The sequence below is a fragment of the Pseudomonas sp. NPDC087598 genome (assembly GCF_044743525.1).
Lineage (GTDB): Bacteria > Pseudomonadota > Gammaproteobacteria > Pseudomonadales > Pseudomonadaceae > Aquipseudomonas.
On the sequence record NZ_JBIUWQ010000040.1, the window covers coordinates 37,001 to 57,608 of the forward strand.

Consider the following 20,608-nt stretch of genomic DNA (forward strand, 5'->3'; position numbering starts at 1 on the left):
GAATATTCTTCGATCTGCTCCCTTTCCCCCTCGCCCCCTTGGGGGCGGTCCGACGTTTCGGGAGGGCTGGGGTGAGGGGGAGCGATCTTGATTGTTAAACAAATCGTCCATTAAACCTTGTGCAAAAAAACGAGTGCGTTAGCATCCGTCCCCGAATTGGCGCACCCGGGCTTTTTGGCCCGCCTCTGTTGGTTTTCGCGCCGCAAACGCAATGGTTTTGGGGACTTGAAGATGAAGAAGTATCTGTCGATGCTGCTGGTCGGCGTCACGGCACTGGTTGCAGTCAATGCGGCGCACGCTGGCGCAATCGATGACGCGGTCAAGCGCGGCACATTGAAAGTCGGTATGGATCCGACCTACATGCCGTTCGAAATGACCAACAAGCGTGGCGAGATCATCGGTTTCGAAGTCGACATCCTCAAAGCCATGACCAAGGCCATGGGCGTCAAGCTGGAGCTGGTCTCCACCGGCTACGACGGCATCATCCCGGCCTTGATGACCGACAAGTTCGACATGATCGGCAGCGGCATGACCCTGACTCAGGAACGCAACCTGCGCCTGAACTTCAGCGAACCGTTCATCGTCGTCGGCCAGACCCTGCTGATCCGCAAGGAGCTGGAAGGCACCATCAAGTCTTATAAAGACCTGAACACTGCCGACTACCGCATCACCTCCAAGCTCGGCACCACCGGTGAGATGGTCGCCAAGAAGCTGATCGCCAAAGCCAAATACCACGGCTACGACAACGAGCAGGAAGCGGTACTCGACGTGGTCAACGGCAAGGCTGACGCCTTTATTTATGACGCGCCGTACAACGTTGTGGCAGTGAACAAGGTCGGCGCCGGCAAACTGGTGTTCCTCGACAAGCCGTTCACCTACGAGCCGCTGGCCTTTGGTCTGAAGAAGGGCGACTACGACAGCATCAACTTCATCAACAACTTCCTGCACCAGATCCACGAAGACGGCACCTACGATCGCATCCATGACAAGTGGTTCAAGAGCACCGAGTGGCTCAAGGACATGGAATAACGCCGGTCAGTCAGACCGCGTCGCCCCTTTCGCGAGCAGGCTCGCTCCCACATTTGAAATGCATTCCAATGTGGGAGCGAGCCTGCTCGCGAAGAGGGCCTTGTAAGCAACACAAAATCCGGAACCTGCAATGAAACATAAAAAAGCCCAATGGCCCTGGCACGTCCTCACCGTGCTGGTGCTGATCGGCCTGGCCGGCGCGTTGTATTACGCGACGTCGCTGATGTCCTACGAATGGCGCTGGAACCGCGTGCCGCAGTACTTCGCCTATCAGGCCGAGGAAACCCAGCGCGCTGCCGATATTTCCACGGTCAGCGAACTGGTGCGCAAGGGTGGCAGCGCGCAAGTCACCCTGCGCAACGATGCCGGTGACGAGCAGCACCTGACCGTCGACGAAAACAGCCTGCAATTCGCTCAGGGCGACGATGTCGCGGAAGGCGACGTCGTGGGCGTGACCCGGCATTGGGCGGCAGGGCCGCTGTTGTGGGGGTTGTGGACGACGCTTTGGCTGTCGGTGGTCTCCGGGGTTCTGGGTCTGCTGATCGGCCTGGTCACCGGATTGTGCCGCTTGTCGAGCAACCCGACCTTGCGCGACTTGTCGAGCATTTACGTCGAGCTGGTGCGCGGTACGCCGCTGCTGGTGCAGATCTTCATTTTCTACTTCTTCATCGGCACGGTGATGAACCTGTCCCGCGAGTTCGCCGGGATCGCCGCGCTGTCGCTGTTCACCGGCGCTTACGTGGCCGAGATCATCCGTTCCGGCGTGCAATCGATTGCACGCGGTCAGAACGAAGCGGCGCGCTCGCTCGGTCTGAGTGCCGGCCAGTCGATGCGTCATGTGGTGCTGCCGCAAGCGTTCAAACGCGTGCTGCCGCCGCTGGCCGGGCAGTTCATCAGTCTGGTCAAGGACACCTCACTGGTGTCGGTGATCGCCATCACCGAGCTGCTGAAAAGTGGCCGTGAAGTCATCACCACTTCGTTCTCGCCGTTCGAGATTCTGTTCTGCGTCGCCGGCCTGTACCTGTTGATCAACCTGCCGCTGTCGAAAATCGCCAGCCGGCTTGAGCGGAGGCTCGCGCAAAGTGATTGAAGTCCGCGATCTGGTAAAAGTCTTCGACACCCGTGGCCAGGTGGTGCGCGCGGTGGATAACGTCAGCACGACGGTCGCCAAGGGCGAAGTGCTGGTGGTGATCGGCCCGTCCGGTTCCGGCAAATCGACCTTCTTGCGTTGCCTTAACGGCCTGGAAGAGTTCGACTCCGGTTCGGTGAGCATCGACGGCCTGCAACTGGCCGACCCGAAAACCGACGTCAACGCCTACCGCCGCGAAGTCGGCATGGTGTTCCAGCACTTCAACCTGTTCCCGCACATGACTGTGCTGGAAAACCTCTGTCTGGCGCAGAAAGTCGTGCGCAAGCGCGGCAAGAAAGAGCGTGAAGCCAAGGCCATGGAGCTGCTGAAAAAGGTCGGCATCGCACAGAAGGCCAACGAGTTTCCGTCACGTTTGTCCGGCGGTCAGCAGCAGCGCGTAGCGATTGCCCGGGCGCTGGCAATGGAGCCGAAGGTCATGCTGTTCGATGAGCCGACTTCGGCGCTCGACCCGGAAATGGTCGGCGAAGTGCTGGATGTGATGAAAAACCTGGCCGTGGAAGGCATGACCATGGTCTGCGTGACCCACGAAATGGGTTTTGCTCGGGAGGTAGCGGATCGGGTGCTGTTCTTCGATCACGGCAAATTGCTCGAAGATGCCTCGCCGGCAGAGTTCTTTGATGCGCCGAAGGATCCCCGGGCTCAGGCCTTCCTGCGTCAGGTTCTGTAACCGCGGCGTCTTTCAGAACGCCTTCGCGAGCAGGCTCGCTCCCACAGTTGACCGAGTTGTCCAAGCGGACACGGTCCAATGTGGGAGCGAGCCTGCTCGCGAATGGCATCACCTCGGTCCACAGCGAACCGAGGCAGATGAGTTACCTCAAACCTTGAACCGGCCCACCAGCATCTGCAGATGCGTCCCCAACCGCGCCAGCTCAACGCTGGACGCCGCTGTCTCTTCACTCGCCGCCGAAGTCTGGTCCGACACATCGCGCACATTCAACACGCTACGGTTGATCTCTTCAGCCACCGCACTCTGCTGTTCTGCCGCCGCCGCAATCTGCTGGTTCATCGCCTGAATCGCCGACACCGTGCGGGTGATGCTTTCCAGCGAACCACCGGCACGACGGGTCAGCTCGACGCTGCTGTCGGTCAGGGTGCGGCTGTTGTCCATGATCGTTGCGACTTGCTGGGTGCCGTTTTGCAGGCCGACGATCAGCTCTTCAATCTCTTCGGTGGACTTCTGAGTGCGCTGGGCGAGGCTGCGCACTTCGTCGGCAACCACGGCAAAACCACGTCCGGCTTCACCGGCACGGGCGGCCTCAATGGCGGCGTTGAGGGCCAGCAGGTTGGTTTGCTGGGCCACAGATTTGATTACGTCGAGGACGCTGCCGATCTTGTCGCTTTCGCGCTTGAGCTCGCCCATGGCTTCGGTGGAGTGACCGACTTCAACGGCCAGGCGTTCGATCTGCGCAATGGCTTCGCCGACCACTTTGTCGCCTTCGCGAGCTTGCTGGTCGGCGGCGACAGCGGCTTCGGACGCTTCCTCGGCGTTGCGCGCGACTTCCTGCACGGTGGCGGCCATTTCGTTCATGGCGGTGGCGACCTGGTCGGTCTCGATTTTCTGATTGTTGACCCCAGCGCTGGTCTGTTCGGTAACCGCCGACAGCTCTTCGGCAGCGCTGGCGATCTGGGTGACACCGTCGCTGATCCCGCCGATCAAGTCGCGCAGGCCTTGGGTCATGCTTTGCATCGAACGTTGCAACTGGCCGAGTTCATCGCGGCGCTGGGATACCAGGTTGTGCGTGAGGTCGCCGGCGGCAACGCGCTCGGCGACTTTCAGGGTCTGGTTCAGCGGAATGATGATCTGCCGGGTGATCGCCCAAGCCGCCAACAGACCGAAGGCCACGGCCAGCAAGGTAGCGATGATCAGCATGTTCTTGGCGTGAGCGGCGTCGGTGTCGCGCACCACGGTCTGCGATTCGGTGAGTTTCTTGCTGACGTCGAGAAGGATGTCGCCCTGAGTCGACATACGTGCCTGGGCCTTGGCATTGTTGACCTGCGAGTCGCGGAACTGAGCGACCGCCGCACGGTAGGCCTTGATCGAGTCGGTCGCCTGTTGCAGGTTGGCGATGTGCTGTTCCGGCAGTTTCGATGGCAGGCTTTCGAGGTTTTTCAGGGCATTGTCGATGGCGTCCAGCGCCGGCTGCTCAGCATCAGCCTTGCCGCTGTAGGTGTAGCCACGCACTTGATAGCGCGCCTGTTGCAGCAGTTTGCTCAGTTCGATCACGCTGTTGAATTGGGCGACGCTGTCACCCTGCAGCATGGATTTTTCCACTTCCGCGACTTTCGCCACGGCGTTGTCGGCACTGGCGCCGAGCTTGCTGCGGGCGTCTTCGCGTTGCACGGTGGCTTGGGTCATGTCGGCAAAGGCGCGCTTGTATTCGGCAACGGCAGCCAGTTGCTGATCGACCATCGCCGCGTCGGACGGTTGTTCAATCAGGCTGCGCGCCGTTTGCAGACCACTGTCGAGTTTGCTCAGCAGTTCATTGACCGCGCCCGGGCCTTGTTCGCCACGGCGCGCTTCATAATCCAGGCGCGCCAGGCGCAGGTCCTTGGTCAGCTCGTTGAGGCTGGAGATGAAACCGAGCTTGTCGCCACGGCTGATGATGCCGCTCATACCGGTCCAGCCGGTGAAGGTGATCAACAGTGTCAGCAACAGCACCAGGCCGAAACCGATTCCCAGCTTGCGTTTGACGCTGACGTTCCCAAGATTCTCGGCTAACCAACGGTACATGCGACGACTCCCCTCGGACCACTAATTGGACTTATGGGGACTGTATCGGCTGAGTGATGGCAATCTGTAACACCATTTATCTGATGCGGAGCGAGATCGCTGTGGCGAGGGAGCTTGCTCCCGCTCGGCGGCGCAGCCGTCGTAAACGGCTGAATGCGGTGTGCCAGCTGAATGAAAAGCGGTGGTCGCTGCGCGCCCAAGCGGGAGCAAGCTCCCTCGCCACAGAGGTTCTGTGGCGGGTTCTAGAAGAGGCGAGCGAGGAGGGCAGTGACGGCGGTTTCGACGCGCAGGATGCGATCGCCCAGTTGTACCGGTTGCAGGCCGGACTTGGCCAGCAGGTCGATTTCGTAAGGGATCCAGCCACCTTCAGGGCCGATGGCCAGGGTCACTGGTTCGCTTAGCGCACGTGGACACGGTGCGTAGTTACCGGGATGGCCGACCAGGCCAAGGGTGCCTTCGGTAATCGCCGGCAGCCGATCTTCGACAAACGGCTTGAAGCGCTTCTCGATGATGATTTCCGGCAGCACCGTGTCGCGGGCCTGTTCGAGGCCGAGGATCAAATTCTCGCGAATCGCTTCCGGTTCGAGAAACGGCGTCTGCCAGAAGCTCTTTTCGACGCGGTAGCTGTTGACCAGAATGACCTTCGACACGCCCATGGTCGCCACGGTCTGAAAGATTCGACGGAGCATTTTCGGACGCGGCAGGGCCAGCACCAGGGTCAACGGCAGTTTGGCCGGCGGTGGCTGATCGAGGCTGACGCGCAGTTCAGCCTCACCCGCCTCCAGTCGCAACAACTCAGCCGAACCCATCAGCCCGTTGATACGGCCAACGCGCAGGCTGTCACCGACTTCCGAGCGGTGAACCTCCTGCATGTGGGTCAGACGACGATCACGCAAGACCACGCGGTCAGCCGCAATGAAATCGGCCTCTTCGAGCAACAGCAGGTTCATGCCTGCGTCGCTGGCGGCTGGTCGTTATGATCGTCGGCGGTTTCGTCCGGGCGTTCGCGCTTGCTGATCAGACCACCGAACAGAATGCCGATTTCAAACAGCATCCACATCGGCACAGCCAGCAGCGTCTGCGAAAAGATGTCCGGCGGCGTCAGGATCATGCCGACCACGAAGCAGCCGATGATCACGTACGGGCGAATTTTCTTCAGGTATTTGACGTCGACCACGCCGATCCACACCAGCAGCACCACGGCCACCGGGATTTCAAACGCCACGCCGAAGGCGAAAAACAGCGTCATGACGAAATCGAGGTAGCTGGCGATGTCGGTCATCATTTCCACGCCGGCCGGGGTGGCGGCGGCGAAGAACTTGAAGATCAGCGGGAACACGAAGTAATAGGCGAACGCCATGCCGGTGTAAAACAGCAGGATGCTGGAGACCAGCAACGGCACCGCGATGCGCTTTTCATGCTTGTACAGACCCGGCGCAATAAAGCCCCAGATCTGATGCAGGATCACCGGAATCGCCAGAAACAGCGAAACCATCATCGTCAGTTTCAGCGGCGTCAGGAACGGCGACGATACGTCGGTGGCGATCATCGTCGCGCCGACCGGCAGGTACTGGCGCAGCGGCGTCGAGACGAAGGTGTAGATCTGCTGGGTGAAGGCGAACAGCCCGGCGAAGATGATGAAGATCGCCGCCACACAACGCAGCAGGCGGGTGCGCAACTCGGTGAGGTGCGAAACCAGCGGCATGTGCTGGTCGTTTTCGGGGAGATCGCTCATGGGGCTCGCGGCGGCAAAGTGGTGTCGTGAGGCGCTGGTGTGATCGGCGCGGCGTTTGGCGCAACGTGTTCAACCGAAGCTTCTGCGGCAACGGGCACAGGTTCTGTCGGCGCTACAACGGCAGCAGGTGCTGGTGTTGGCGCAGGTGCAGGTGCAGCAGGCGCGGTTGGCGCATGAATCGTCTGCTGTCCGACATGTTCAACTTCAACCGGCGTCGGCTCCTGCTGAACCGGCTGGAAGATCTTCCGTGCCTCTTGTTCCAGCGACAGAATGTGCTCGTTGTGCAGTTGCCGACGAATCTCGTCGGCACCGATTTCACGTTCAACTTCCTGTTTGATCGCGTTGAAGCTGCGCTTCAGCCGTCCGACCCACAGGCCAGCGGTGCGTGCAGCGCCCGGCAGACGCTCGGGGCCGAGCACCAGCAGGGCAACGAGGCCGACGAGCAGCAGTTCAGAGACGCTGATACCCAACATTAGTCAGTGCTCACACGTCTTTGCGGATCGGCTCTTCGACTTTCTGCGCCTGCACGTCGATGGTGTGCGGCGGGTTGGCCTGAGCGGTGGCTTGCGGCTGAACCGGTGGCACCGGTTGCGCAGGCGTCACGGTTGGATCAGCGGCGGATTTCTCGTCATCGTTCATGGCTTTGCGAAAGCCCTTGATCGATTCGCCGACGTCGGTGCCGAGGTTTTTCAGTTTCTTGGTGCCGAACACCAGCACCACGACAACCAGAATGACGATCCAGTGTTTCCAGTCAAAAATGCCCATGTTGCTGTTCCTCTCTAAAAATTGTTCAGGCGGACGGACGCGAGGCTTTCTCGACGTGTCCGGAAAGGCCGAAGCGACGATCCAGTTCATCCAGCACGGCCTGCGGATGCTGCCCCAGTTGGGCGAGCATGACCATGCTGTGGAACCACAGGTCGGCGGTCTCGTAGATCACCTCGCTGCAGTCGCCGCTGATGGCGGCGTCCTTGGCGGCAATAATGGTTTCGACCGACTCTTCGCCGACTTTCTCCAGAATCTTGTTCAAGCCCTTGTGATACAGACTAGCTACATATGAGCTGTCGGCAGCAGCGCCCTTGCGCTCTTCAAGCACCTGAGCGAGGCGGGTCAGGGTGTCACTCATGTTTGTGTCCTGCGGAATAGATAGCGTGCGGGTCTTTCAGAATCGGGTCGACGGTTTTCCAGTCGCCGTTTTCGAAGACGCGGTAAAAGCAGCTTTGACGGCCGGTATGGCAAGCGATGTCGCCGATCTGTTCAACCATCAGGATGATCACGTCGGCGTCACAGTCCAGACGCATTTCATGCAGGGTCTGCACATGGCCGGACTCTTCGCCCTTGCGCCACAGCTTGCCACGGGAACGTGACCAGTAGATTGCACGGTTCTCCGCAGCGGTCAGTTCGAGCGCTTCGCGGTTCATCCAGGCCATCATCAGCACGCGTCCGGTCTTGTGATCCTGGGCAATCGCCGGCACCAGGCCATCAGCGTCCCACTTGATCTCGTCCAGCCAGTTTTTCATCTTCGACTCCGACAGCGAACCCACACTTCAATAGTCGGGTTCAGGCGTTGAAACAGTGTGCCAGCCGATCACGGAACTGGCTATCGGCGAACGACCAGATACAAGCCGACTGCCACCATGATTCCCGCCGGCCAATGCCCCAATTCATGCATCGGGCCACCGGCGGCGAGGATCGTGCCGCCCGCCAGATGGGCGCTGCCGAGCAGCCGCAGGAACCAGTCGTCCTTGCGCTTGTGCCACGGTGGCGGTGGGTCGTTGGCGTGCGGTTGCGACATGCGTTCGAGCAGATCGCGGGCCATGTTGGCCAGGTGCGGAATTTGTTCAAACTGGCTCTGCACGTTGCCGAGCAAGGCTTTCGGGCTGACGCGCTCGCGCATCCAGCGTTCGAGGAACGGTTGCGCGGTGTTCCACAGATCCAGATCCGGATACAGCTGACGACCGAGACCTTCGATGTTCAACAGGGTCTTTTGCAGCAGCACCAGTTGCGGCTGCACTTCCATGTTGAAACGCCGTGCGGTCTGGAACAGGCGCATCAGCACCTGGCCAAATGAAATATCTTTTAACGGTTTTTCGAAGATCGGCTCGCACACGGTACGGATCGCCGCTTCGAACTCGTTGAGCTTGGTTTCCGCCGGCACCCAGCCCGAATCGATGTGCAACTGCGCCACGCGACGGTAGTCACGCTTGAAGAAGGCGAACAGGTTGCGTGCCAGATAGTCCTGGTCTTCCGGGGTCAGGCTGCCGACGATGCCGCAGTCGATCGCGATGTACTGCGGGCTCCACGGGTTGACGGTGCTGACGAAGATATTGCCCGGGTGCATGTCGGCGTGGAAGAAACTGTCGCGGAAAACTTGGGTGAAGAAGATCTCCACGCCGCGCTCGGCAAGCATTTTCATGTCGGTTCGCTGGTCGGCGAGGGTCGCCAGATCGGTCACCTGAATCCCGTAGATGCGCTCCATCACCAGCACTTTCGGCCGGCACCAGTCCCAATAGACTTGCGGTACGTAGAGCAGCGGCGAACCTTCGAAGTTGCGCTTCAACTGGCTGGCATTCGCCGCCTCACGTAGCAGATCGAGTTCGTCGTAGATGGTTTTTTCGTAGTCCTGCACAACGTCCACCGGGTGTAGCAGTCGGGCGTCGGCCGAGACCTTTTCGGCGGTGCGGGCGAGGATGAACAGCCACGCCAGATCCTGGGCGATGATCGGCTTCAAGCCCGGGCGGATCACCTTCACCACGACTTCTTCGCCGCTTTTCAGCTGCGCAGCATGCACCTGCGCCACCGAAGCGGACGCCAGCGGTTCAACGTCGAAACGGCTGAACACTTCGCTGATTTTCTTGCCAAGCTGCTCTTCGATCAGTTTGATCGACAGCTGCGAATCGAACGGCGGTACGCGGTCCTGCAGCAGCATCAGCTCATCGGCGATGTCTTCCGGCAGCAGGTCACGGCGAGTCGAGAGGATCTGCCCGAACTTGATGAAAATCGGCCCGAGATCCTGCAACGCCAGGCGCAAACGCGCGCCACGGCTCAGCTCCAGCGGCTTGCGCGGAAACCAGCGCCACGGCAGCACGTAACGCAGCGCCAGCAGGAACCAGGGCAGCGGCAGATCGAACAGCAGATCATCGAGACGGTAGCGGATCACGACGCGCTGGATGCGCAACAGACGGCGGACGGCAAGCAGCTTCATGCGTTATCGCTTGGGTCGAGGGATCGGGAAAGGCGCTCGAAACGCGCCTCGAGACGTTCCAGATCAAGTTTGATCCGGTCCAGTTCACTGAATCGCGCTTCGGCTTCGCGCTGCCCGACGAGGGTGCGCGATTCTTCGGCGAGGTATTCGGCGAGGTTCTGGTTAAGGCTGGCAAATCCTTGTTGATACCAGCGGGCGCGGCTGCGCAGGTGGCCACCGACCAGTTGCGTGGCGACCGGGCCGAGCCAGCGCGAGAGTTCGTACTCCCAGTCCAGCTCGAGATCCTGCAGCACGCCGGCCAGCTCCAGCAGCACGCCGCTGTCGCCATCAAGTTCGACTTCCGGGGCGTGCAGCACCGCAGTCTTGTCCTTGCTCACGGCCAGTTTGATCAGGCTGGAAGCCGGCGCACGCAAGGTGCAGTCGACGCCGGTTTCCCAGTGAGAGGCCAGCATCAAGCCTTCGTCGCTCGGCAAAATGAACAGTTGCAGCGCCGGGCTACGGCAATCCACGGCAATCACCTTGCCGGTCAGGTGCGCCAGCCGCGGCAGCGCCGTGCTGTCGAGACGCAGCACCCGGTTGAGGCCGAGTTCGACGCTGGCGAGCAGCCCGGTGAGCAGCATCAGGGCTTGATGCCGCGGTGCAGGGCAACAATGCCTGCGGTCATGTTGTGATAGGTCACGCGGTCAAAACCGGCGTCGACCATCATCGACTTCAGGGTTTCCTGATTCGGGTGCATTCGGATCGATTCGGCCAGGTAGCGATAGCTTTCCGAGTCATTGGTGATCAGCTTGCCCATCAGCGGCATGAAGGCGAACGAGTAAGCGTCGTAGGCTTTCGACATCAGCGCGTTGGTCGGCTTGGAGAACTCCAGCACCAGCAGGCGACCGCCGGGCTTGAGCACGCGCAGCATCGAGCGCAGGGCGTCTTCCTTGTGCGTCACGTTGCGCAGGCCGAAGGCGATGGTCACGCAGTCGAAGTGGTTGTCCGGGAACGGCAGTTTTTCCGCGTCCGCCTGAACGAATTCGACGTTGCCCGACACACCCAGATCCAGCAGGCGGTCACGACCGACCTTGAGCATGGATTCGTTGATGTCGGCCAATACGACCTGACCGGTAGGGCCAACCAGGTGCGAAAACTTTTTGGTCAGGTCGCCGGTGCCGCCGGCGATGTCCAGCACGCGGTTACCACTGCGCACGCCCGACAGTTCGATCGCAAATCGCTTCCACAGACGGTGCATGCCGCCCGACAGAAGGTCGTTCATCAGGTCGTACTTGGCGGCTACCGAGTGGAAAACCTCAGCTACTTTTTCCGCTTTCTGGCTTTCCGGAACGTTTTTGAAGCCGAAGTGAGTGGTGGGTTCGGCCTCGCTGCCTTTGCGCTGATCAGTCATATCGCTGTCACCAAAAGAGAATGCGCGACATTCTAATCCCCAAGCCATGCTTTGTCTTGGAATGGCTAAAGGTAAGATGGGCAACCTTCGGGACGATTTGCCGCAGATGCGGTCAAGATTTACCGACAAGCATTCATCGTCATCTTCAAAAATCAGGAGTCATTCAATGGCCAAAATCAGTGTTGAGCGTGCGCACAGCCTGGGCAAGGAAGCCGCCCGCGAGAAGGCCGACAAACTGGCGCAGAAACTCTCCGATCAATATGGCCTGGAGCCGCAGTGGTCAGGCGACACCCTGAACCTCAAACGCTCGGGCGTGAAAGGCGCGGTGCACGTGGCGGAAGACTCGATCAAGGTCGACGTGGAACTGGGCCTGATGATGTCGGCCATGAGCGGCATGATCAAAGCCGAGATCGAGAAGGCGCTGGATAAAGCGCTGGTCTGACCGCGATTTTTCGCTAACCCGAGATCTCCTGTGGGAGCGAGCCTGCTCGCGAAAGCGGTGTGACAGTCGATTCAGATATTGACTGATACACCGCTTTCGCGAGCAGGCTCGCTCCCACATTTGTTTTGTGGTGCCCCTGCTGTTTATGTCAGTTGTTAGGGTGCCGTTTCTAATTTTTCTGCCTACTTTGTGCCTGAGCCCGACAAACCTGCGGGCAGTTCCTCAAACCTTCTGCGCGTGAGGTGCACCATGGCCAAAGTTATTTTGAAGAAAAAAATCGACGCTTCGACTTCTGCTCTGAGCGACGTCAAATCCTATGCCCGCAAGATCTGGCTGGCAGGCCTGGGTGCCTACGCCAAGGTCGGCCAAGAGGGCAGCGAGTACTTTCAAGAGTTGATCAAGGCTGGTCAAACTGTTGAAAAGAAAGGCAAAAAAGTAGTTACCGAAAAACTCGAAGCGGCCAACGCCGAGATCGACGATGCCAAGAGCGAAGTCAGTTCTTTCAAAGGTCGTGTCGAAGTTCAGCTCGACAAGGTCGAGAAGGCGTTCGACTCCCGTGTAGCAAGCGCCTTGAATCGTATCGGCATTCCGTCTAAACATGACGTTGAGACACTCTCTGCTAAGCTCGATGAGCTGACGGCATTGCTCGAACGCGTCGCGCGTAAATCTTAAGGAGAACGGGATGGCTGGTAAAAAGAACACCGATAAAGAAGGCAGCTCGTGGATTGGGAAGGTCGAAGACTACTCCCGTAAAATCTGGCTGGCTGGTTTAGGCGTGTACTCGAAGATCGACACTGACGGCAGCAAGCTCTTCGATACATTGGTCAAAGACGGCGAGAAAGCCGAGAAGCTCACCAAGTCTGCAGTCGGCAAAAAAGTCGATGCCGCCAAGGATTCCGCTTCTTCGGCCAAATCGCGCATCAGCGGCGTGAAAGATCGCGCACTGGGCAAGTGGGACGAGCTGGAAGGGGCTTTCGACAAGCGCCTGAACAGCGCGATTTCGCGCCTGGGCGTACCGAGCCGCAATGAAGTGAAAGCTCTGCACAGCAAGGTAGAAAACCTCACCAAGCAGATCGAAAAACTCACCGGTCTGAAAACTCAGCCTGTGGCGGCGAAAACCGCAGCGGCAAAACCGGCCGCTAAAACTGCCGCAGCTAAACCAGCAGCGAAAACCGCGGCCAAGCCACTGGCCAAAGCGGCAGCTAAACCTGCAGCGAAAGCAGCGGCCAAGCCGGCAGCCAAAACTGCCGCCGCCAAGCCGGCCACCAAAGCGGCAGCCAAACCGGTCGCGGCCAAAGCCGCAGCCAAACCTGCTACCAAACCTTCTGCGAAGCCAGCTGCAAAACCAGCCGCCAAGCCAGCAGCGAAAACCGCTGCCGCCAAACCGGCTGCCAAGCCAGCGGCCAAACCCGCTGCGGCGAAAAAACCGGCAGTGAAAAAACCGGCCGCGCCGAAAGCCGCTGCGCCGAAACCGGCAGCGCCTGCCGCCGTCAAACCTGCCACTCCGCCAGCTCCGGTCAGCGCGTCAAACTCCGCCGCTGCACCGACTCCGGCGGCAACCCCGACTGCCGCATCGACCCCGTCGACGCCAACCAGTCAGTCCTGATTTTTCAGGGCAAAACAAAACGCCCGGCCTGTGAAGGTCGGGCGTTTTTGTTTGTGCAGATAATTTCAAACCACTGCGAATCCCTGTAGGAGTGAGCCTGCTCGCGATAGCGGTCTATCCGTCAAAAGGGTGTCGACTGACAGATTGCTATCGCGAGCAGGCTCACTCCTACAGGGTATGGGTTGGCTCAGATTATTCGTTATCTTCGAGGTACTGCAGGGCCATCCGTTCGGTCGCCACTTTCACGGATGGCAACAGATGCGGTGCCACCAGCATCATGATCTGATAAACCACCAACCGAACCTCTCCCTCACGATCCAGAATCCGCTGATAGTCCAGTGAAAACAGCAAGGTCATGGTGATCTGCTCCACCAACTGTCCCAGCGCCTGCGTATCACTGACCAACTGCCCCGACGCCTTCAACCGCGCCAGCAACGACGCCAGCGTGCGCTTTAGCGCGTTGAGCAAATGACGAATCCCCTTCGCCAGTTTCGGCAGCCGTCCGGCCAGGTTCGACAGGTCCTGAAACAGGAACCGATACTGCGCCAGGCGCTCGACGATCAGGTGCAGGAACAGCCAGTAATCCTCCGGCGCCAGTTCGACATCCGAGGGCGGATCGAGCAGCGGTGCCAGTTCATTCTGGAAGCGTTCGAACAAGCCGAGTATCAGCGGCTCCTTGCCGTGGAAATGGTAGTAGAGGTTGCCGGGGCTGATCCCCATTTCGTTGGCCACCTCCATGGTGGAGACGTTCGGCTCGCCCTTTTCGTTGAACAATTGCAAAGCACATTCGAGAATCCGGTCGCGGGTTTTCATCCAGTCTTCTTAGAAAAGTTCGGTTAAGCGTCAGCGCACACGCACGTATGTACCGGGTGCCGCCTCCATCGGTGGATAGTTCGGGTTGCCTAGAGTCATCTGGGTTTCATGCTGGGCGCCCGAGCGTTGTTGAATCCATTCCAGCCACTGCGGCCACCAGCTGCCGTCGACGTGTTTGGCGTCGTAGTACCAGGCGCGTGGGTCGCTGCTCATCTTGCCGTTCTCGACGTACGCGGCTTTCGGGTTGCTCGGCGGGTTGAGGATGCTTTGCACGTGGCCGCTATTGGACAGCACGAAACGGCGCTCGCCACCCAGCAGCAAGGTTGAGCGATACACCGCGTCCCACGGCGTGATGTGGTCGTTCATGCCGGCGACGCTGAAGCTGTCGACGGTGACTTTCTGCAGGTCGATCGGCGTACCGCACACTTCCAGCCCGCCCGGATGGGTCAGCGGGTTGTGTTTGAAGAAGTCCAACAGGTCACCGTGAAACGCGGCGGGCAGACGGGTGTTGTCGTTGTTCCAGTAAAGGATGTCGAAGGCCGGCGGTTCTTTGCCCAGCAGGTAGTTGTTGACGAAGTAACTCCAGATCAAATCGTTCGGACGCATCCAGGCGAAGACCTTGGCCATGTCGCGGCCGTCCAGCACGCCTTTCTGATAGGAGCGACGCTTGGCCGCTTCCAGCGTCTGCTCATCGGCAAACAGGGTCGCCGGGGTTTCGATCTGACTGTCGAGCAGGCTGACCAGATAGGTCGCGCTGGAGATGCGCCGCAACTGCCGTTTGGCCTGCAAATGCCCTTGCAAGGCTGCGATGGTCAGCCCGCCAGCGCAGGCGCCCATCAGGTTGACCTCGCGGGCGCCGGTGATTGCCCGGCACACGTTCATCGCTTCCTCCACCGCTTCGACGTAGGTCGAAAGACCCCACTCGCGATGGCGTACATCGGGGTTGCGCCAACTGATCATGAAAGTCTGCAAGCCGTTCTTCAGCGCGTACTGGACGAAGCTGTTGTGTGGGCTCAGGTCGAATATGTAGTACTTGTTGATTTGCGGCGGCACCACCAGCAGTGGCTTGGCGTACTGCTTTTCACTCATCGGCTTGTACTGGATCAGCTCCAGCAATTCGTTGCGAAACACCACTGAGCCGGTGGTGGTGGCAACGGTCTTGCCGACTTCGAAAGCCTGGCGGGTGACCTGGCGTGGCAAGCCATCGTTGTGCAGCAGGTCATCGAACAGATGACTGAGGCCGCGCACCAGACTGTTGCCGCCGGAGTTGAACAGCTCCTTGATCGCCAGCGGGTTAAGCAAGGTGTTGGACGGCGCCACGGCGTCGTTGAGCAGGGTGAAGGCAAAGTGAGCACGGGCGCGGTCGTCCGGGTTCATGTTGCTGTCATCGATCCAGCTCTTGACCTGTTTCTGCCAGGCCAGATACGCCTGCAGGCTGCGCCGGTAAAACGGATTGAGGCTCCATGCCGGGTCGGCGAAGCGGGTGTCCTGCGGATTGGTCGGGTGCAGGGTTTCGCCAAGCAGCACGCGGCCCAATTGGCCGCCAAGTTTCAAGGCGTGCTTCGCACTGTGAACCGGGTTGCGCAGACCGTGGACGGCGACACTGCGCAGCGTCGAAATCAGATCGCGGCCACGCAGGCCGGTGATCGCACTTTGTGCGTTGATGAACACGGCGGGGCTGGGCACTACGCCCGTCGCTGGTTTGTCGCGCATGACTCAACACTCCTTCGTCTTCAGGCCAAAAACAAACTCACCGAACCAGAACACCATAGACGCTGTTGCGGGTTGCTGCCTGCGCGGCGTCCTGCCGCGCACTTTGTAGAAAGTCCTGCATAAAGCCTGCCGCCGCGGTCAACCGCCCAGCGGGGTCGGATGCGGATGCATCACCGCGCGTTGACGCTCCTCCTGGAGGAATTTCATGATGATCGGCGCCACTGCTTCGGCGCGGGTAATCAGGAACAGATGACCGTCGTCGATGATGTGCAACTGCGCATTGGGAATGCGCCAGGCGAGCATGCGCATGTTGATCAGCGGGATCAGCGGATCGTCGTCACCGGCCAGCACCAGCGTCGGTTGATGGATCTTGTGCAGCCAGTGAATGCTGGTCCAGCCGAGGCCTGCAAACAGTTGCCAGTAGTAACCGAGCTTGCCCGCCGAACGCACTTTCGCCGCATGGCTGGCGGCCAGCGTCGGATCACGGCGGAACGAGCCGCCGTAGATCAATGGCGCGATGCGGATGACATGGGATGGCTGGATGTAGCGCCGGGGACTGGCCATCATCCACAGCACTTTCGGTTTGCCCGGCACCATCACCGCACCGGCAGCGGTTGCCGCCAGCACCAGTTTCTTGCAGCGCTCGGGGTAGTCGTAGGCGAATTGCTGCGCCAGTGCGCCGCCCCACGACACGCCGATGACGTTGACCTGGCCGTAGTCGAGGTAATCAAGCATCCGCGAGGTCAGCTTGGCCAGTCCGGGAAAGCGATACGGCCGGTTCGGCGTCGAGGAACCGCCGACACCGGGTACGTCGAATGCGATCACTTCCAGATCCGGGTCCAGCGCCGCGACGAACGGAAACACCAGCTCCAGGTTGGCGCCGATGCCGTTGAAAATCAGCAAGGGCGTCAAGTGAGGCTTGCCGGGGCGTACTGCCGTGCGAAGGGTCTGGCCATCCAGGTCGACGGTACGGAATATGAACGGTTGCGGCATGCGTCAGGCCCTGTGGATTAATCATCCCCGATCCCTGTAGGAGTGAGCCTGCTCGCGATAGCGGACGTTCAGTCAACAGATTCGTTGAATTTGACGCCGTCATCGCGAGCAGGCTCACTCCTACAGATGGAGTCGAGTGGTGTCAGTTACCGCTCGTGAACGTAGGTGCCCGGCGAGGCTTCACCGGCCGGATGCGCCTTGTTGCCCAGTTTCAGCGGGGCTTTTTTCAGGTTGCCCGAGCGCTCGGCCTGCCACGCCTGCCAGTACAGCCACCAGGAATCGGTGTGCTTGGTCGAGTTCTCTTGCCAGTCATCGGCATTGGCCGCCATCTCTTCGCCAGTCATGTAACGCGATTTCGGGTTGCCCGGCGGGTTCAGAATGCTCTGGATATGGCCGCTGCTCGACAACACGAACTCGACCTTGCCACCAAACAGCTGCGCCGACTTGTAGCAGGACTTCCACGGGGTGATGTGGTCGTTGGTGCCAGCCAGCGAGAAGATGTCGGCCGTGACCTGCTTGAGGTCGATCGGTGTACCGCACACTTCCAGTGCATTGGGGCGAATCAGTGGGTTGTTTTTGAACATTTCGATCAGGTCGCCGTGGAACGCGGCCGGCAACCGTGTGGTGTCGTTGTTCCAGAACAGGATGTCGAACACCGGCGGCTCGTTGCCGAGCAGGTAGTTGTTGACCCAGTAGTTCCAGATCAGGTCGTTCGGACGCATCCACGCGAAGACCTTGGCCATGTCTTTGCCTTCGAGCACGCCGGCCTGATACGAATGGCGCTTGGCGGTCTCCAGGGTCTGCTCGTCGACGAACAGGGCGACGTCGCTGTCCAGTGTGGTGTCGAGGACGCTGACCAGCAGCGTGAGGGCGTTGACCTTCTTCTCGCCGATCGCCGCGTAGTGGCCGAGCAGGGCGGTGCAGGTGATGCCACCGGAGCAGGCGCCGAGCATGTTCACATCTTTGCTGCCGGTGATGGCGGTGACCACATCGACCGCTTCCTTCAGCGCATCAATGTAGGTCGACAGGCCCCACTCGCGTTGCGCCTTGGTCGGGTTGCGCCAACTGACGATGAAGGTCTGCACGTTGTTGCGCAGGCAGAAGCGCGCCAGGCTCTTGTCCGGGCTGAGGTCGAAAACGTAGAACTTGTTGATCTGCGGCGGCACCACCAGCAATGGACGCTCGTGGACTTGCTCGGTGATCGGCTTGTACTGGATCAGTTCCAGCACGTCGTTGCGGAACACCACCGCGCCTTCGGTGACACCGAGGCTCTTGCCGACCTCGAACGCGCCCATGTTGACCTGGCTCGGCATGCCGCCGTTGTGGACCAGATCCTTGGCCAGATGCGAGAGGCCATCGAGCAGGCTCTTGCCACCGGTTTCGAAGAAGCGTTTGACCGCAGCAGGGTTGGCCGCCGTGTTGGTCGGGGCCATGGCTTCGGTCATCAGGTTGATCACGAAGTGGCCGCGCGCGATGTCTTTGGGTGACAGGCTGCTGTCATCGATCCAGGAATGGAGTTCCTTGCGCCATGCCAGGTAAGTTTGCAGATAACGTTTGTACAGCGGGTTTTGACTCCACGCCGGATCGGCAAAGCGACGGTCATCGCCGGCCGGTTGCAGTTCGGATTTGCCGAACAACACGTTCTTCAGTTCGAGGCCGAAATGGGTGACGTGTTTGACACTATGGATCGGTTGTTTGATGGCCTGTTTCAGCACCATACGAGCAGAGGCCAGCAGATCCTTTCCGCGTAGCCCAACGACGGGATTAAGCCCCAGGGTGTTTTCCGAGGCTTGGTACTTCAGGTCATCGTTATTCTTGTTACTCATCTACGACGCTCCATTGTCCTGAGACGAGTACCCGGTTTTCTGCTGTGCAGTTCCACAGCCAATGCCAGGTACTACTGCTCGGGTGACCGTTAATTCTGCATAGCTGCTTTACAGTCGTAGAGCACTGCAGGGAACTTGCCAGCTCCATTGGTTACCCGAGTTTAATTTTTTTCGCAAGCAGGCCGATCCTCGGCCACACAGCGGAGCATTCAAACAGATGAATTTAGAAAATGCCCTCTAATGAGCGCAAGGCTCGGGCTAGAGCATCAGCTTGACAATCGACTCGTCCGGGTCGCGGGTTTTTCCGGCGGCTTTGAGCTCGGCCAGATAATCGGCCCAGAGTGCGTCATAACGTCGCCCCAGCTCGTAGAGATAATCCCAGGTGAACAAGCCGCTGTCGTGACCGTCGTCGAAGGTCAGTTTCAGTGCGTAGTGACCGGCCGGTTCCAGCTTGCTCAGACCAACGTTGAGCTTGCCGAATTGCAGGATCGGTTTGCCGTGGCCCTGGACCTCGGCGGAGGGGGAATGCACGCGCAGAAATTCGGCGGGCAGGGTGTATTCCTCGCCGGACGCGTAGGTGAGCGTCAGGGTTTTCGAGGCTTTGTGCAGTTTGATTTCTTTGGGGATCATGATCAGGTATCCGTCTAGTGCGGAACCTTGTGGGAGCGAGCCTGCTCGCGAATGCGGTGGTTCAGTCAACACAGGGTTGAATGTACTGCCGTCCTCGCGAGCAGGCTCGCTCCCACAGTTCCATTACATCTGTAAGAGTGGCTTACAGGATATAACGGGACAGGTCTTCGTTCTGCGCCAATTCACCGAGGTGACTGTTGACGTACTCGGCGTCGATCAGGATCGGCTTCTCGTCGTGCGTGCTGGCCATATCACCGGCGCTGAACGACACCTCTTCGAGCAGACGCTCAAGCAGGGTGTGCAGACGACGGGCACCGATGTTCTCGGTCTTCTCGTTGACCTGCCAGGCGATCTCGGCAATGCGCTTGATACCTTCAGGCTGGAACTGGATGTTCAGGCCTTCGGTTTTCAGCAGTGCGCAGTATTGCTCGGTGAGTGAGGCGTGCGGTTCGCTGAGGATGCGCTCGAAGTCTTCCGGGGTCAGCGCCTTGAGTTCGACGCGGATCGGCAGACGACCTTGCAGTTCCGGCACCAGATCGCTTGGCTTGCTCAGGTGGAACGCGCCGGAAGCGATGAACAGGATGTGGTCGGTCTTGACCATGCCCAGTTTGGTGTTGACGGTGCAGCCTTCGATCAGCGGCAGCAGGTCGCGCTGAACGCCTTCACGGGACACATCGGCGCCACCGACGTTACCGCGCTTGGCGACTTTGTCGATCTCGTCGATGAACACGATGCCGTGCTGTTCAACCGCTTCCAGCGCCTTGGCCTTCAGCTCTTCTTCATTGACCAGACGCCCGGCTTCTTCGTCGCGCACCAGCTTCAGCGCTTCTTTGACCTTGAGCTTGCGGGACTTCTTCTTGCCCTTGCCCATGTTGGCAAACAGGCTTTGCAACTGGTTGGTCATCTCTTCCATGCCTGGCGGCGTGGCGATTTCGATGCCGGACACTTCGGCGACTTCGATTTCGATTTCCTTGTCGTCCAGCTGACCTTCGCGCAGGCGCTTGCGGAACAGCTGACGGGTGTTGGAATCCGAGCTTGGAGCTTCTTCGTTGCTGAAGCCCATGCGTGCCGGCGGCAGCAGCGCGTCGAGGATACGGTCCTCGGCGGCGTCTTCGGCGCGGTGGCGCACGCGGGTCATTTCCTGCTCGCGCAGCATCTTGATCGCCGCGTCGGCCAGATCACGGATGATCGATTCGACGTCACGACCGACGTAACCGACTTCGGTGAACTTGGTCGCTTCGACTTTGATGAACGGCGCGTTGGCCAGTTTTGCCAGGCGACGGGCGATCTCGGTTTTACCGACACCGGTCGGGCCGATCATCAGGATGTTCTTCGGGGTCACTTCAAC

At 59.8% G+C, this 20,608-nt stretch carries 22 protein-coding genes and 1 pseudogene; 6 read left to right on the forward strand and 17 right to left on the reverse strand.

Annotation, left to right across the window (positions count from 1 at the left end):
* Nucleotides 1-231 precede the first annotated feature (231 nt).
* The 3 genes from ACIOWE_RS20400 (at nucleotide 232) to ACIOWE_RS20410 (ending at nucleotide 2,846) form a co-directional block, all read left to right on the forward strand.
* Nucleotides 232-1,029 carry a transporter substrate-binding domain-containing protein gene (locus ACIOWE_RS20400; protein ID WP_103304231.1) on the forward strand — a complete coding sequence of 266 codons (798 nt, stop codon included), beginning with the start codon at nucleotides 232-234 and terminating at the stop codon, nucleotides 1,027-1,029.
* 130 nt (nucleotides 1,030-1,159) lie between these two features.
* Nucleotides 1,160-2,119, forward strand: a complete 960-nt coding sequence (locus tag ACIOWE_RS20405) for an amino acid ABC transporter permease (protein ID WP_401395070.1) — start codon at nucleotides 1,160-1,162, stop codon at nucleotides 2,117-2,119.
* Nucleotides 2,112-2,846: an amino acid ABC transporter ATP-binding protein gene (locus ACIOWE_RS20410; RefSeq protein WP_077570385.1), complete on the forward strand. Its 735-nt coding sequence runs from the start codon at nucleotides 2,112-2,114 to the stop codon at nucleotides 2,844-2,846. Before ACIOWE_RS20405 ends, ACIOWE_RS20410 begins: the two co-directional genes overlap by 8 nt.
* Nucleotides 2,847-2,993: 147 nt before the next feature.
* On the opposite strand, the gene ACIOWE_RS20415 is transcribed toward ACIOWE_RS20410, so the two are convergent.
* The 11 genes and pseudogenes from ACIOWE_RS20415 to ubiE form a co-directional block, all read right to left on the reverse strand.
* A complete protein-coding gene (locus tag ACIOWE_RS20415) occupies nucleotides 2,994-3,866 on the reverse strand; it encodes a methyl-accepting chemotaxis protein (RefSeq protein ID WP_401395107.1) in 873 nt (290 codons plus the stop codon).
* Nucleotides 3,849-4,910, reverse strand: a pseudogene (locus ACIOWE_RS20420) (methyl-accepting chemotaxis protein); the annotation flags it as partial. The pseudogene ACIOWE_RS20420 and the gene ACIOWE_RS20415, both read right to left, overlap by 18 nt.
* Nucleotides 4,911-5,152: 242 nt before the next feature.
* Nucleotides 5,153-5,860, reverse strand: a complete 708-nt coding sequence (locus ACIOWE_RS20425; RefSeq protein ID WP_401395074.1) for a 16S rRNA (uracil(1498)-N(3))-methyltransferase — start codon at nucleotides 5,858-5,860, stop codon at nucleotides 5,153-5,155.
* Complete coding sequence (gene tatC / locus ACIOWE_RS20430; protein ID WP_213027288.1) at nucleotides 5,857-6,645, reverse strand: twin-arginine translocase subunit TatC; 789 nt, start codon at nucleotides 6,643-6,645, stop codon at nucleotides 5,857-5,859. Before tatC ends, ACIOWE_RS20425 begins: the two co-directional genes overlap by 4 nt.
* Nucleotides 6,642-7,118: a Sec-independent protein translocase protein TatB gene (gene tatB, locus ACIOWE_RS20435; protein ID WP_401395077.1), complete on the reverse strand. Its 477-nt coding sequence runs from the start codon at nucleotides 7,116-7,118 to the stop codon at nucleotides 6,642-6,644. Before tatB ends, tatC begins: the two co-directional genes overlap by 4 nt.
* Nucleotides 7,119-7,128: 10 nt before the next feature.
* A complete protein-coding gene (locus tag ACIOWE_RS20440) occupies nucleotides 7,129-7,410 on the reverse strand; it encodes a twin-arginine translocase TatA/TatE family subunit (RefSeq protein WP_201235906.1) in 282 nt (93 codons plus the stop codon).
* Between the two features lie 25 nt (nucleotides 7,411-7,435).
* Nucleotides 7,436-7,768: a phosphoribosyl-ATP diphosphatase gene (locus tag ACIOWE_RS20445; protein ID WP_401395080.1), complete on the reverse strand. Its 333-nt coding sequence runs from the start codon at nucleotides 7,766-7,768 to the stop codon at nucleotides 7,436-7,438.
* A complete protein-coding gene (gene hisI / locus ACIOWE_RS20450; RefSeq protein ID WP_007952421.1) occupies nucleotides 7,761-8,162 on the reverse strand; it encodes a phosphoribosyl-AMP cyclohydrolase in 402 nt (133 codons plus the stop codon). The genes ACIOWE_RS20445 and hisI overlap by 8 nt, the downstream gene beginning before the upstream one ends.
* Before the next feature lie 80 nt (nucleotides 8,163-8,242).
* Nucleotides 8,243-9,847 (reverse strand): ubiquinone biosynthesis regulatory protein kinase UbiB, encoded by a 1,605-nt coding sequence (ubiB, locus tag ACIOWE_RS20455; RefSeq protein WP_401395084.1) that lies wholly within the window; start codon nucleotides 9,845-9,847, stop codon nucleotides 8,243-8,245.
* Nucleotides 9,844-10,467 (reverse strand): SCP2 domain-containing protein, encoded by a 624-nt coding sequence (locus tag ACIOWE_RS20460; RefSeq protein WP_007909360.1) that lies wholly within the window; start codon nucleotides 10,465-10,467, stop codon nucleotides 9,844-9,846. The genes ubiB and ACIOWE_RS20460 overlap by 4 nt, the downstream gene beginning before the upstream one ends.
* Nucleotides 10,467-11,237 (reverse strand): bifunctional demethylmenaquinone methyltransferase/2-methoxy-6-polyprenyl-1,4-benzoquinol methylase UbiE, encoded by a 771-nt coding sequence (ubiE, locus tag ACIOWE_RS20465; RefSeq protein ID WP_401395087.1) that lies wholly within the window; start codon nucleotides 11,235-11,237, stop codon nucleotides 10,467-10,469. The genes ACIOWE_RS20460 and ubiE overlap by 1 nt, the downstream gene beginning before the upstream one ends.
* A 166-nt stretch (nucleotides 11,238-11,403) precedes the next feature.
* Between ubiE and ACIOWE_RS20470 the strand changes: the two genes are divergently transcribed.
* The 3 genes from ACIOWE_RS20470 to ACIOWE_RS20480 all read left to right on the forward strand — a co-directional run bounded on the left by ACIOWE_RS20470 (nucleotide 11,404) and on the right by ACIOWE_RS20480 (nucleotide 13,285).
* Entirely contained in the window at nucleotides 11,404-11,679 is a 276-nt protein-coding gene (locus ACIOWE_RS20470) for a polyhydroxyalkanoic acid system family protein (protein ID WP_083367255.1), read from the forward strand.
* A 249-nt stretch (nucleotides 11,680-11,928) separates the two neighbouring features.
* Nucleotides 11,929-12,351 (forward strand): phasin family protein, encoded by a 423-nt coding sequence (locus tag ACIOWE_RS20475; RefSeq protein WP_201235902.1) that lies wholly within the window; start codon nucleotides 11,929-11,931, stop codon nucleotides 12,349-12,351.
* Between the two features lie 10 nt (nucleotides 12,352-12,361).
* Nucleotides 12,362-13,285: a phasin family protein gene (locus tag ACIOWE_RS20480; RefSeq protein WP_401395091.1), complete on the forward strand. Its 924-nt coding sequence runs from the start codon at nucleotides 12,362-12,364 to the stop codon at nucleotides 13,283-13,285.
* 192 nt (nucleotides 13,286-13,477) lie between these two features.
* Here ACIOWE_RS20480 and ACIOWE_RS20485 read toward each other — a convergent pair whose 3' ends face one another.
* The 6 genes from ACIOWE_RS20485 to hslU all read right to left on the reverse strand — a co-directional run.
* Nucleotides 13,478-14,098 (reverse strand): TetR/AcrR family transcriptional regulator, encoded by a 621-nt coding sequence (locus ACIOWE_RS20485; protein WP_401395094.1) that lies wholly within the window; start codon nucleotides 14,096-14,098, stop codon nucleotides 13,478-13,480.
* Nucleotides 14,099-14,128: 30 nt separating this feature from the next.
* Nucleotides 14,129-15,811, reverse strand: a complete 1,683-nt coding sequence (phaC, locus tag ACIOWE_RS20490; protein ID WP_401395097.1) for a class II poly(R)-hydroxyalkanoic acid synthase — start codon at nucleotides 15,809-15,811, stop codon at nucleotides 14,129-14,131.
* Between the two features lie 138 nt (nucleotides 15,812-15,949).
* Nucleotides 15,950-16,804: a poly(3-hydroxyalkanoate) depolymerase gene (phaZ, locus tag ACIOWE_RS20495; protein WP_034152967.1), complete on the reverse strand. Its 855-nt coding sequence runs from the start codon at nucleotides 16,802-16,804 to the stop codon at nucleotides 15,950-15,952.
* A 146-nt stretch (nucleotides 16,805-16,950) separates the two neighbouring features.
* Nucleotides 16,951-18,630, reverse strand: coding sequence for a class II poly(R)-hydroxyalkanoic acid synthase (gene phaC / locus ACIOWE_RS20500; protein WP_401395100.1), 1,680 nt, complete (start codon nucleotides 18,628-18,630; stop codon nucleotides 16,951-16,953).
* A 258-nt stretch (nucleotides 18,631-18,888) separates the two neighbouring features.
* Entirely contained in the window at nucleotides 18,889-19,263 is a 375-nt protein-coding gene (locus ACIOWE_RS20505) for a gamma-butyrobetaine hydroxylase-like domain-containing protein (protein WP_401395110.1), read from the reverse strand.
* A gap of 139 nt (nucleotides 19,264-19,402) precedes the next feature.
* Nucleotides 19,403-20,608: HslU--HslV peptidase ATPase subunit (gene hslU, locus ACIOWE_RS20510; protein ID WP_401395103.1), on the reverse strand; the 1,206-nt coding region annotated here is incomplete at its 5' end.